This window comes from Pseudomonas sp. Pseusp3 (genome assembly GCF_047304225.1).
Classification (GTDB): Bacteria; Pseudomonadota; Gammaproteobacteria; order Pseudomonadales; family Pseudomonadaceae; genus Aquipseudomonas; species Aquipseudomonas fluorescens_CD.
Window position 1 is genome coordinate 1 of record NZ_JBGLYV010000142.1, and the last position, 11,554, is coordinate 11,554.

An 11,554-nucleotide genomic window follows, 5' to 3' on the forward strand; every position below is an offset into this window, starting at 1 on the left:
AGCACAGGCCGCGCCAGCGCCACGGCGGTGCCGGCGGCGCCGTAGCCGAGCAGCGCGACGCTGATCATCATGTAGGCGAAATGGTGCCACTGGATGATCGAAAGCAGTCGCAGCAGCAGCACCTCATAGCCGAGCGCGGACGCAGACAACAGCGCCAGGGCGAGCAATGGCGGCGAGTGCATGCTCAACCGCTTCCGACCAGCGGCACGAAACGCACAGGCAGCACCTGCCGGGTGGACACACTGCCATCGCCGGCCTTCTCGATCAGCAGCAGGTACTGGATCATGAACGGCGCGCCGACCGGGATTACCATCCGTCCGCCGGCCTTGAGCTGGGCGATCAGTGGCGGCGGCACATGGCTGGCGGCGGCGGTGACGAGGATGGCGTCGTAAGGCCCGTGTTCGGGCCAGCCGTGGTAGCCATCGCCCAACCGGGCCTGCACCTTCGCATATCCCAGACGGCCCAAGCGCTCCCCGGCCTGCACTGCCAGCGGCTCAATGATCTCCATCGTGTAGACCGCCTGCGCCAGTTCGGCGAGGATCGCCGCCTGGTAGCCCGAGCCAGTGCCGATCTCGAGTACCACGTCGCCGGGCCCGACCTGCGTCAGGTCGGTCATCAGGGCGACGATGTAGGGTTGGGAGATGGTCTGGCCGTAGCCGATCGGCAGCGGGCGATTCTCGTAGGCGTAGGGCACCTCGTCGGGCGGGACGAACTTATGGCGTGGCACCTTGGCCATCGCGGCCATCACCGGCGCGGCAAACTCGACCCTGCCGGTTTCCTCGCGGGTGACGGACGACATGTCGGCGATCTCCCGCACCATGGCGTCGCGCAACGACGCGAACGGGTCATCGGCATGCAGGCCGGCAGATGCCAGCGCCAGAGCGATGACAGGCGCCAGGATGCGCGTCAGGAGCATCACCGGCTTCACAATGACTTCTCCGCCTGGGCAATAGTCGAATCGTATGGCCGGCGGGCTGACTCGGCAAGCCGGGGGGCCGCGACCAAACCAGGTTGCGGCGACTGCCCGAGAAAAAATCGCGACCCGTAACTGCACTGATAGCACCCAGCCAGTTCAAGCGCTGATACAAAAGTGAATGCGATATTTTTGGTGAGTGCGGCATTGAGTTGAGAAGTGGCAGCGCAGATTTGTTTCAACTAGCCAGGATTGGATATCTATTGGTTACCCAGTACAAAGAAAATGACGAAGCTACATGGATTCCAGTGGCGAAAGGGAAAAGTAATGGGTCTGCCAGAGCCTTTCTTCCTTTTAACGGACTCCATGGGAGATATCGTTTTGGATACAAAGCAACCTCATCCAATGGCCCCTATACTGGCGTTCTCCGTGCCTCCTTGCCAATTTCGCCGGCGGGCATCTAGTCGGCTTCGCCGCGGCGGATATCGCCCTGCACGAATTCGATCAACTGCTCATCCGTTGCCTGCTACACATGAAGAACGAGGCATTCCTCATCAACGGCGAAGGCCGGATCGTCGCGGCCAATTCGGCGATAGCGCTGGCGACCTCGCTCGCTTCGCCCATACGCCCCAGCGGTTGGAGGGCAGCCAGCATTCGTAGTATTCCTCGGTATGCAAAGGCGTCCTGGTGACGCCCGGTGCAATGGCATTGACGCGAATGCCTTGCTTCGCGCACTCAATCGCCAGCGACCTGGTCACGGCGCTCAAGCCACCTTTGGTCAGCGCCGCCAATGCCGCATATGCGCCGCTGATGCCGTTTTCTATGCTGCCGGTAACGGTAACCACATGGCCGCTCCCATGCTTTTCCATTTCGGCGATGGCCAGTTGGGTGATGTGAAAAAAACCAGACATGTTTACGTTCATGACGGCGTTGTAGTCTTCGATAGTGTGCTCGGTGAAAGGTTTGCCGGTGTAGATGCCGGCGTTATTCACCAACGTGTCGATTCGACCAAATCGCGCGACAGCTTCGCTAATAACACGCTGCGCAGTCGCCGTCTCCCGCTACCGTCAGGATGTTCGGGTCGTCCGACGGCTTGATCTTGCGGGACGTCGCGACTATCCGATAGTTGAACCCCCGGAATGCCTTGACTACTTCAGCACCAATGCCTTGTGACGCGCCGGTAACGATGACAACCTTTTGTGGTGTACTCATGGTTTTTGCTCCAGAAATGTACTTGTTTGGCTTTGATGCCGATCAGGCCGACAACTCTGTGCTATCGATCGCGCGGGCAACTGTGAGCGATACAGAACCAGTGACAAAGTGCGCCATGGCGCAAGTTTAAAGATCTGGTCGTTGGTGTCTGTCATGCACTGGTATTGGCTGTAGATACGTGTGTATGAGCGATTGGTACCCAAGTGCGTGCGGTGCTGTTCAAGCAGGCGTTCGAGCACGAATTGATTGGCCGTGGCGTCAGTTGCTGCACGCGTCGATGCAGGTGGAAGACATCATCATTTTTAATGGCGGGGAATCAGACGGGGCGTCATTTATCGTGGCTCCACAGGAACGATGTTTCGTTTGAATTGACAGTCCGCTCGTTCTGAGTTGCTCCAGCTTTCGAGTACGGTTCGAATGACCTCTCTGGCCGTTATTTCCCCGTCACGACCGCAGGCGACTGCTGTTGGATGCGCAAGGGCCGCACGAGTTTGCATTAATCCGAGATTGTTTATTAGCAATGTGCCCGTGAGAGGTCGACTGGCTCACCGGCATTGTCCCTCAAGTCCTCAAATCCTCAAGCCTGAAATGGCTTTGAGATTTCTGTGCCTGGCTCTCATTTCAAAAGTCATCGATTTTTTGAAATCGCACCACCCATGTACTGATTTATATCGCGCAGATCTTCAATCCTCCATGAGTACGGCGATAGCTTTACACCATTCTCTCGCAAAGTTTTTGGAATCAAGTTTCCATTTGGACGAAGTATTATTGAAGATACAATCACGCCCGGATATTCATTTAATCGTTTTTTGAAGGCGGATGTTGTCAGGTCAGGTGTAGGAGGATTGCTTTTATTAGCCAATGGTCCTGTTGCTTTGAGATCCATTCCGTGGCACATGGCGCATCGCTGTAAATAGAGATTTTTTCCATTAACACTATCCGCGAAGGATATTGATGTTTGAATTAGCGATAAAATTCCTAGCGAAGCGACGAATAATACTTTCATTGTTGTTATCTTCCTTGATGGGATCAGCGTCGATTGGTCGAGATTTTGGTGTGCGGGAAAGATTCTACTCATCATCCCTGCGTATGTTAATCAGGCATCCTTTTAGTCGGTAGCAGCTCGGCAATGCCAGTTGCCTGGCGACGTTTGTTTTTGCTCGAAAGCAGCTTTGGATCGGACTTGCGCTTCGGGTTGTGAATTCAACCGGTGGACGCAACAGATTGGCTGAATCGTTCAGCGGACGTTCCTCGGCAGTCTTGTGGATGCACGCCAATGAAAAACTGCAAACAGGCTCAACAACCACTTGCGCTGCTTCGGATTTCCCCAAGAATCCGGGCCGCATCTCTCGAAGGCGGCAATCCAAACACGCGTGCGTAGTCGCGGCTGAATTGGGTCGCGCTTTCATAACCGACTTCGAACGCCGCGCCAGTGACGCTTCTGGCATTGGCCACCATCAGTGTCCGGGCCTGTAGCAGGCGAACGCGCTTTTGATACTGCAATGGACTCAGCGCCGTGACGGCTTTGAAGTGTCGGTGGAAGGCTGAGACGCTCATTGACGCGAGCTGTGCCAATGCGTCCACCCGGATGGGTTCGGCAAAGTCGCGGCGAATGTGCGCAATGGCCAGGTTGACGCGCGCCATGGCGCTGTCGGGTGCCACGATATCGCGCAGCATCCAGCCATGGGGGCCTTGCAGGACACGGTACAGAATCTCTCGCTCGTAGACCGGCGCAAGGGCGGCGATTTCTTCGGGCTTGTTCATCAAGCGCAGCAGGCGCACCCAGGCATCCATCAGTTCGGGCGTGACGGCGGCCACCGAAAAACCGGTTTCCTGTTCATGCTGTCCGAGCGGTTTGGGCAAGTCGGCGAGTAGCGTCGTCAAGACAATCGGATCGAGCGTCAGGCTGATCGCCAGATAAGGTTCGCCGCCTGCAGAGGGGTGAACCTGACCGACCGCTGGCAGGTCGATGGACATGACGAAGTAAGTCGCCGGGTCATATCGAAGCGTATGGTCGGCGATGGTCATGGATTTACTGCCTTGCAGAATCAGGTTGATCATCGGTTCGTAGACAGCGGCCAGCAGGTGCTCAGGGACTTCACCCTGAATCATGGCGACACGCGGGATACCCGTTTCCGTGCGGCGGTTTTCGGCTCGGCACGCCAGGGCGCGAAGTTCTGTCAGTTGGGTTTTCATGGCATTCATCTGAACGCACGCGGATACGGGCACGCAAGCAAAAAGCAGAAACAGGCAGGTTTCGAGCAGGAACGGCTGCGCTCGCCGCGAGGCGGATGGCTACTGTGGTGACTCTGGATCAACGCCCAATCCATCGAAGTGGCGGGCGGCTGTTTCATTTGAATCAGTATCTGAGTGCGAGGCTTCCCCATGCTTGATCACATTTTTCTGTCGGTCAGTGACATCGATCGTTCCGTTCGTTTCTACACAGTGGCATTGACCCCGCTGGGCATCACCGCAAGGCTTGATTACGACGGCAAGGACGGACCGCCAGGGCATCCTGACCTGAAAGGTTTCGGTGCCAATGGACGCATGTTTTTCTGGTTGCGCGAAGGCGTGGTGGAGGGGCGAGCGGTGCATGTCGGCTTTGTGGCGGGCAGCAAGAGCGAGGTAGACGCGGCTTATGCGGCTGCCCTGCGAAGTGGCGCTGTCGACAACGGCGCCCCGGGCGCTCGTCTGCATTATGACCCCGATTATTACGCCGCCAATGTTCTCGACCCGGACGGTTACAGTCTCGAATTCGTCTACAAGAACTGGCAGCACATCCCATGAGCACATTAATGATCTACGGGGCGACGGGGTACACCGGTCGCATGGCGGCAGAGCATGCCAAGGGGCGGGGAATGGACGTTGTAATCGCCGGGCGCAATGGCGAAAAACTGCAGTCGCTCGCCGCGCAGCTGGATGTTCCTTATCGAGAGTTCAACCCCGATGCCCAGGCAGCGAAGTCCCTGGAGGGCATCGCGGTGCTGCTGAACTTCGCAGGGCCGTTCGCGCAGACGGCGGCCGCTTTGATGCAGGCTTGTATCAAGGCTGGGGTCGACTATCTGGACATCACGGCGGAGATCAACGTCTATCGGCAGGCTGAGCAACTTGGCGCTCAGGCCAGCAGCGCGGGCGTCATGCTACTGCCCGGTGTCGGTTGGGATGTGGTGCCGACAGATTGCCTGGCGATGCATGTCGCCCGCCGTGTGCAGGAGCCGCATTCACTGAGGATCGCACTGCAGGTTGCAGGTTCCATGTCACGGGGATCGGCCCTGAGTGTCCGCGAGATCATTGGCGCAGGCCTGCTGGCGCGGGTCGATGGACTGCTGGTTGCAACACCCGAAGCGCAACCGCGGCACTTCGATTTTGGTGACGGCCCGGTGTTGTGCGCGCCGCTGTCGTTTGGTGACCTGGTGACCGGCTGGCACTCCACCGGCATTCCCGACATTGCCATGTTCGTGCACGTCAGTGGCGATGCGTTTCCGCAGGGCGATCTGTCGAAGCTGCCTGAGGGCCCAAGCGTTGTACAGCGCGAAGCTCATCGTGCCCGAGCGGTGGTAGAAGTCACGGGCGCCAACAGCAGCGTGGCACGCTCGATGATTGAAACCGTCAACGGCTACTCCTACACACCGTTGGTGGCGGTTGAAGCCGCGCGGCGAGTGTTGGACGGCGATCGGCGGCCGGGGTTTGAAACGCCTGCCCGGGTATTCGGAAGCGGATTCGCCGAGACCATCGACGGAACAACCATCACCGATTTCTAAAGCGCTACAGCGCTTCGGTTTCGCCTGCATCGAATGCTCATCCAGGGGTCCGGGCAGCGCTGCGCCCCCGTCCAGGCCCAGGCAGGTCACGCATTTGGGCTGGTGGCAGAGGGGCGGGGGACGCGCGATGTGATTGCTGTCGAGATCAAGTCTCCAGCACCGGGGACCTCATTTGTTGAACGGGCTGTACACCGGCTGTTGCCGAAGGCTGCAGCAACGAGAACAGGTTCTTGGGATCCTGCAGCTCTGGGACCAGCTGGATGTCGCTGCCAATGTCGAGCGTTGTTGCTACATCCAGCACATAGCGCAAGGCGGAGTAGTCCTCCAGGGCGAAGCCGACCGAGTCGAACAGGGTGACTTCCTCGGCATGCTGGCGACCTTGAACCTGGCCATCGACGACTTTCCAGAACTCGATAACCGGGGAGTCGACGGGCATCTGCTGTATTTCGCCTTCAATGCGGCTTTGCGGTTCGTACTCGACCATGACTCGCGCACGCTCCACGATGTCCCGGTGCAGTTCGGTCTTGCCGGGACAGTCGCCACCCACGGCGTTCAGGTGCATGCCGGGCTCGATCATCTCTGGCGTCAGAATGGTTGCGTAGGCCTTGTCGGCGGTGACCGTGGTCACGATATCGGCACCCCGTACCGCTTCTGCCACGGTTTTGGCAACGGTCACCTCAATGGCGGGGTAGGCCCGCAGGTTGGCTACCAGCTTCGCGGTCGCGGCAGGGTCGATGTCGTAGAGGCTGATTTGAGTAATACCCAGTAAGGTATGAAACGCCAGGGCCTGGAATTCGCTCTGTGAGCCATTACCGATGAGTGCCATTCGGCGGCTGTCCGGTCGGGCGAGGTAGCGGGCCGCGAGCGCAGAAGTGGCAGCGGTGCGAATGGCGGTAGTCAGGGTCATTTCACTCAGAAGCACAGGTTTGCCGGTATCGACATCTCCCAGTGCACCAAACGCCATGACCGTCAGCATGCCATTGTGCGTGTTCTTCGGATGTCCATTGACATATTTGAAGGCGTAGAGCGTTGCATCAGACACGGGCATCAGCTCGATCACGCCCTCGGGTGAGTGGTTCGCCAGGCGCGCGCATTTTTCGAATTCCGGCCAGCGTACGTAATCCTGACGGATGTACTCGGCCATTTCGGTCAGGCATCGAGGCAAGCCTTTTTCCTGGACGAGACGGCTCAGATCATTGACGTCGATGTAACGGGTCATATCGGGTTCCTTTTGGCGCTTTTTTCTGGGGGGGATGCCGGCCTGGTCTGCCGTTCGCTTGGGCAGCTGAGACTCAGGAGGTGGTCCATGTATTTGCGACGGACCCATTGTCGAGGCAATGGCGAGAAGATTTCGGCCAATACTGACCCCGGATACAGCGAGAGAAGTCGAAAAACAGAGGGTGCACAGCGGAATCGGCTTGGTGCTTCACGATGCATCGTCATGCAGATAAAGAAGGCCGCAAAGAGCCTCACATGTTCTGTGCCGCTCCCGCCAAGTGGAGAAACAGTGATTTACAGCAGACAACAGAATCGGCTGTGAAAGCCCTTCGTTCAGCACAGGCACGCTGTTTTAACGAGGGCTTACGACACCAGCTCCTTCCCCGCAATTGGCATTCTGGCGGTCCGTTTCAAGCGCTTGTCGATCGCCGCTTGAGATGGAATGCGACTCCGACGACCGGCTGCTTGCGGTCGAAAACAACAACAAAAACGGCTGCGGTGAACACCGCATCGATTCTCTGCCCCTGTCAGAAAAGTGTGGTCCGACGCAGGCGCCGGATCGCGATAAATCCAAATAATCCGGGACTCAAGAAGATGAACATCAAATGGCTGACTTTGCCGGCACTCGCGTTGTTGTGCTGCACCACGGGCGCCAGCGCCAAGGAATGGAAGGAGCTGCGATTTGGCGTCAACCCAAGCTACCCACCCTTTGAATCCACCACGGCCGATGGCGGGGTCCAGGGCTTCGGCGTGGATCTGGGCAATGCGATATGTGCCGAGCTGAAGCTGACTTGCGTGTGGGTCAGCAATGACTTCGACGGACTGATTCCGGGGCTCAAGGCCGGCAAGTTCGATGCCATCGAATCTTCGATGACCGTGACCGACTCGCGCAAAAAACAGATCGACTTTACCGATCGCCTTTACGCCGGACCGACCGCCATCGTCACCCGCAAAGACTCCGGGCTGCTGCCCACCGCCGAGTCGCTGCGCGGTAAAACCATCGGTTACATGCAAGGTACGATTCAGGAAACCTACGCCAAGGCCAAGCTGGGGCCGGGCGGGGTGAAACTGCGGGCTTATCAGAATCAGGATCAGGTGTATGCCGACCTGGTGTATGGCCGTCTCGATGCGTCGATCCAGGACAAGCTGCAAGCGCAGATGAGTTTCCTGACCTCGCCGCAAGGCGCGGACTTCCAGAACAGCGAAGGCATCAGCGACCCGTTGGTGCCTTCGGAAATCGCCATCGGGGTGCGCAAGGACAACGAAGAGCTCAAAGGCATGCTCAATGCCGCCATCAAGGCCCTGCACGACAAGGGCATCTACGCGCAGATCCAGCAGAAGCACTTCGGCGATCTGGACCTCTACAACAACTGATCCTCGTGTCCCGGCCGCTGTGTCGCAGCGACCGGGGCGCATCAAGACAGGTGACTGGCGTGAATTCCTTCCTGAATATCCCTGGGCTCGACCTTTCGGCCCTGCAAGGCTATGGCCCTTTGTTGCTGCACGGTACCTGGGTCACCCTCAAACTGTCGGCGCTCGCGCTTGTGGTGAGCATGGCGCTGGGGCTGCTCGGCGCGGCGGCAAAGCTGTCGCCGCTGAAGCTGTTCAATCTGCCGGCGACCTTTTACACGACACTGATCCGTGGCGTGCCTGACCTGGTGTTGATGCTGCTGATTTTCTACAGCCTGCAAGGCTGGCTCAGCGCCCTGACCGAGGCCATGGGTTGGGCGTACATGGAAATCGATCCGTTTGTGGCCGGCATCGTCACCCTTGGCTTCATATACGGTGCGTATTTCACCGAGACCTTTCGCGGGGCGATTCTGAGTGTGCCACGCGGGCAACAGGAGGCCGCGGCGTGCTTTGGCCTGAACCGTTGGCAGCGCTTTCGTTTCGTGGTGTTCCCGCAAATGATGCGTTTCGCCTTGCCGAGCCTTGGCAACAACTGGCTGGTGCTGCTCAAGGCCACGGCGCTGGTATCGATCATCGGTTTGTCGGACCTGGTCAAGGTCGCGCAAGAGGCGGGTAAAAGTACGTTCAACATGCTCGATTTTCTGCTGCTGGCCGCAGCGCTTTACCTGCTGATCACCAGCGCTTCGAACTACGTATTGCGCGTGCTGGAACGGCGCTACAACCAGGGTGTGCGGGGGATGGCACGATGATCGAATTGATTGCCGAATACTGGAGACCCTTCCTGTTCAGCGACGGCGAAAGCTTCACCGGACTGGCGATGACCCTGTGGTTACTGGTGGCGAGCATTGCCATGGGCTTCGTGCTGTCGCTGCCCCTGGCGATCTTGCGCGTGTCGCGCTGGGGTGTTTTGCGTTGGCCGGTCCAGCTATTCACCTACGTGTTTCGCGGCACGCCGCTGTATATCCAGTTGCTGATTTGCTACAGCGGGATCTACGGCATTGCCGTGGTCCGTTCGCAGCCATTGCTCGAAGCGTTTTTCCGCGACGCAATGAATTGCACCTTGCTGGCGTTCACCCTCAACACCTGCGCTTACACCGTGGAGATTTTCGCCGGGGCGATCCGCAGTATTCCTTACGGTGAAATCGAAGCGGCCCATGCCTACGGCCTGAGTGGCTGGCGCCTGTATCTGCAACTGATCCTGCCTTCGGCGCTGCGCCGCGCGCTGCCGTACTACAGCAACGAAGTGATCCTGATGCTGCACGCGACTTCGGTGGCATTTACCGCAACGATTCCGGACATCCTGAAAATCGCCCGGGACGCCAATGCGGCGACCTTCATGACGTTCCAGGCATTCGGCATCGCCGGCCTGCTGTACCTCTCGCTGTCGTTCGGGCTGGTCGGGGCTTTCCGGCTGGCGGAGAAACGCTGGCTGAGCTTTCTCGGCCCGACTCACTGACTTCCATCTTTAATCCAGAGCGGCGCCGATAAATGAGCCGCTCCAGGAGTATTCGCATGTACAAACTCACGGTTGAAAATCTGTATAAACGTTTTGGTGACAACGAAGTGCTCAAGGGCGTCTCGTTGAACGCACGGGCAGGGGACGTGGTGAGCATGATCGGCGCCAGCGGCTCGGGTAAAAGCACCATGTTGCGCTGCATCAACTTTCTGGAGCGGGCGGACGAAGGTGCCATTGCCCTGGATGGCGAGCGAGTCCTCACCCGTCAGGGCGTTGGTGGCATGCGCGTTGCCAACCCGAAACAGTTGCAGCGTTTGCGTACGCGACTGGCGATGGTGTTCCAGCATTTCAACCTGTGGAGTCACCTGACCGTGCTGGAGAACATCGTGCTGGCGCCGTGTCGAGTCCTGGGCATGAGCCGCAAGGCCGCTGAAGAAAGCGCACGGGCGTACCTGGACAAGGTCGGCCTGCCGCAACGGGTGGCCGATCAGTATCCGGCGTTTCTGTCGGGCGGGCAGCAACAGCGGGTGGCGATTGCCCGTGCCCTGGCGGTGGAACCGGAAATCCTGTTGTTCGACGAGCCCACCTCGGCGCTCGACCCGGAACTGGTGGGTGAAGTCCTGAAGGTGATTCAGGCACTGGCCGAAGAAGGCCGGACCATGTTGATGGTGACCCACGAAATGGGCTTTGCCCGGCAGGTCTCCAGCCAGGTGCTGTTCCTGCATCAGGGGCGGGTCGAGGAGCAGGGTGATGCTACGATACTCGACCGGCCAAACAGCGAACGTTTGCAGCAATTTCTATCGGGTCGTTTGAAGTGAGGCAAGGCGTACATGGCGGATATCCGCGATCTGTCGATTGTGCTTGATCGTATCGATCAGGCAATCATTGAAGTGTTGCGCCACGAAGGGCGCATCACTTATCAAAAGCTTTCCGAGCGCGTGCACCTGACGCCCAGGCCTTGTCTGGAACGGGTACGCAAGCTGGAGCAGCTCGGGGTCATTCGCGGCTATGGCGCGATTCTCGACGAGAAGAAACTGACGCCGGGTTTGTCGTTGCTGGTGCTGGTGGCGTTGTCGAACCAGAGTGGACGCGCGGCGCAAAAGGCCTTCGAGGCCAAGGTCCGCGCCTGCCCGCAGGTGCTGGAATGTCGCCTGATCAGTGGCGCGTTCGACTACAGCCTGCGCATGCGCTGCCGAGACATGGAGCATTACCGGGTGTTGACCGAAGTCTGGTTTGACGACCCGGATCTGCACATCGACAAACTGGTCAGCCACCCGGAGCTGGCGATGGTCAAGACCACGATGGAGTAAGATCAGAAATCGCTGCCTGCGACACGCCGCCATCGCAAGCAGGCTTGCTCGCGAAGGCGGCCTGATGGCCAGCCTGTCTTTTGTTGTCGGTGTACATATCCGATTTTTCGGTAACGGCGGCTTATGGTTCCGCCCTTACGGCGGGTCCCTTTTGGCAAACGCCCCAAAAGGAACCAAAAGGTCTCGCCCCTTACGTACGGCCCCTCGCCAGGGCTCGGGGTTCCTTCGCTCCGGCATTCATCCGGGGGCATTGCTCTACGGTTTGCTTCGCTGC

12 protein-coding genes and 1 pseudogene are annotated in these 11,554 nt (G+C 58.7%); 7 read left to right on the plus strand and 6 right to left on the minus strand.

All coding sequences use genetic code 11. The features are described from left to right. The 5 genes and pseudogenes from ACCD00_RS28235 to ACCD00_RS28255 all read right to left on the minus strand — a co-directional run. On the minus strand, positions 1–182 hold a 182-nt coding region (locus ACCD00_RS28235), incomplete at its 3' end, for a hypothetical protein (protein ID WP_413428529.1). A 2-nt stretch (positions 183–184) separates the two neighbouring features. Further along, positions 185–928, minus strand: a complete 744-nt coding sequence (locus ACCD00_RS28240; protein WP_413428530.1) for a protein-L-isoaspartate(D-aspartate) O-methyltransferase — start codon at positions 926–928, stop codon at positions 185–187. A gap of 567 nt (positions 929–1,495) precedes the next feature. Continuing rightward, positions 1,496–2,125, minus strand: a pseudogene (locus ACCD00_RS28245) (SDR family NAD(P)-dependent oxidoreductase); the annotation flags it as partial. A 628-nt stretch (positions 2,126–2,753) separates the two neighbouring features. Beyond that, on the minus strand, positions 2,754–3,131 hold the full coding sequence (locus tag ACCD00_RS28250) for a c-type cytochrome (protein ID WP_413428531.1): 378 nt from the start codon (positions 3,129–3,131) through the stop codon (positions 2,754–2,756). Positions 3,132–3,421: 290 nt separating this feature from the next. Beyond that, on the minus strand, positions 3,422–4,321 hold the full coding sequence (locus ACCD00_RS28255) for an AraC family transcriptional regulator N-terminal domain-containing protein (RefSeq protein ID WP_413428532.1): 900 nt from the start codon (positions 4,319–4,321) through the stop codon (positions 3,422–3,424). Positions 4,322–4,510: 189 nt separating this feature from the next. Here ACCD00_RS28255 and ACCD00_RS28260 point away from each other — a divergent pair, with 189 nt between their 5' ends. Further along, complete coding sequence (locus ACCD00_RS28260) at positions 4,511–4,912, plus strand: VOC family protein (protein ID WP_413428533.1); 402 nt, start codon at positions 4,511–4,513, stop codon at positions 4,910–4,912. Then, entirely contained in the window at positions 4,909–5,886 is a 978-nt protein-coding gene (locus ACCD00_RS28265; protein WP_413428534.1) for a saccharopine dehydrogenase family protein, read from the plus strand. Before ACCD00_RS28260 ends, ACCD00_RS28265 begins: the two co-directional genes overlap by 4 nt. 145 nt (positions 5,887–6,031) lie before the next feature. On the opposite strand, the gene ACCD00_RS28270 is transcribed toward ACCD00_RS28265, so the two are convergent. Next, the gene (locus ACCD00_RS28270) at positions 6,032–7,105 is read right to left on the minus strand and encodes an ornithine cyclodeaminase (RefSeq protein WP_413428535.1); all 1,074 of its coding nucleotides are present in this window, start codon (positions 7,103–7,105) and stop codon (positions 6,032–6,034) included. A 593-nt stretch (positions 7,106–7,698) separates the two neighbouring features. Here ACCD00_RS28270 and ACCD00_RS28275 point away from each other — a divergent pair. From ACCD00_RS28275 to ACCD00_RS28295, 5 genes are read left to right on the plus strand one after another with little or no spacing between them, the layout of a single operon-like run. Beyond that, positions 7,699–8,478: a transporter substrate-binding domain-containing protein gene (locus ACCD00_RS28275; RefSeq protein WP_413428536.1), complete on the plus strand. Its 780-nt coding sequence runs from the start codon at positions 7,699–7,701 to the stop codon at positions 8,476–8,478. A gap of 59 nt (positions 8,479–8,537) precedes the next feature. Continuing rightward, positions 8,538–9,263: an ABC transporter permease gene (locus ACCD00_RS28280; protein WP_413428537.1), complete on the plus strand. Its 726-nt coding sequence runs from the start codon at positions 8,538–8,540 to the stop codon at positions 9,261–9,263. Further along, complete coding sequence (locus ACCD00_RS28285; RefSeq protein WP_413428538.1) at positions 9,260–9,970, plus strand: ABC transporter permease; 711 nt, start codon at positions 9,260–9,262, stop codon at positions 9,968–9,970. Before ACCD00_RS28280 ends, ACCD00_RS28285 begins: the two co-directional genes overlap by 4 nt. Positions 9,971–10,026: 56 nt before the next feature. Next, positions 10,027–10,788 carry an ABC transporter ATP-binding protein gene (locus tag ACCD00_RS28290; protein WP_007986657.1) on the plus strand — a complete coding sequence of 254 codons (762 nt, stop codon included), beginning with the start codon at positions 10,027–10,029 and terminating at the stop codon, positions 10,786–10,788. 12 nt (positions 10,789–10,800) lie between these two features. Then, on the plus strand, positions 10,801–11,280 hold the full coding sequence (locus ACCD00_RS28295; protein WP_007974731.1) for an Lrp/AsnC family transcriptional regulator: 480 nt from the start codon (positions 10,801–10,803) through the stop codon (positions 11,278–11,280). Positions 11,281–11,554: the final 274 nt, after the last annotated feature.

Excerpts from the sequence above, each read along its gene's own strand:
- ACCD00_RS28275 (WP_413428536.1), top strand. The coding sequence starts at position 7,699 with ATGAACATCAAATGGCTGACTTTGCCGGCACTCGCGTTGTTGTGCTGC.
- ACCD00_RS28255 (WP_413428532.1), bottom strand. The coding sequence starts at position 4,321 with ATGAAAACCCAACTGACAGAACTTCGCGCCCTGGCGTGCCGAGCCGAA.
- ACCD00_RS28290 (WP_007986657.1), top strand. The coding sequence starts at position 10,027 with ATGTACAAACTCACGGTTGAAAATCTGTATAAACGTTTTGGTGACAAC.
- ACCD00_RS28265 (WP_413428534.1), top strand. The coding sequence starts at position 4,909 with ATGAGCACATTAATGATCTACGGGGCGACGGGGTACACCGGTCGCATG.
- ACCD00_RS28295 (WP_007974731.1), top strand. The coding sequence starts at position 10,801 with ATGGCGGATATCCGCGATCTGTCGATTGTGCTTGATCGTATCGATCAG.
- ACCD00_RS28270 (WP_413428535.1), bottom strand. The coding sequence starts at position 7,105 with ATGACCCGTTACATCGACGTCAATGATCTGAGCCGTCTCGTCCAGGAA.
- ACCD00_RS28260 (WP_413428533.1), top strand. The coding sequence starts at position 4,511 with ATGCTTGATCACATTTTTCTGTCGGTCAGTGACATCGATCGTTCCGTT.
- ACCD00_RS28285 (WP_413428538.1), top strand. The coding sequence starts at position 9,260 with ATGATCGAATTGATTGCCGAATACTGGAGACCCTTCCTGTTCAGCGAC.
- ACCD00_RS28250 (WP_413428531.1), bottom strand. The coding sequence starts at position 3,131 with ATGAAAGTATTATTCGTCGCTTCGCTAGGAATTTTATCGCTAATTCAA.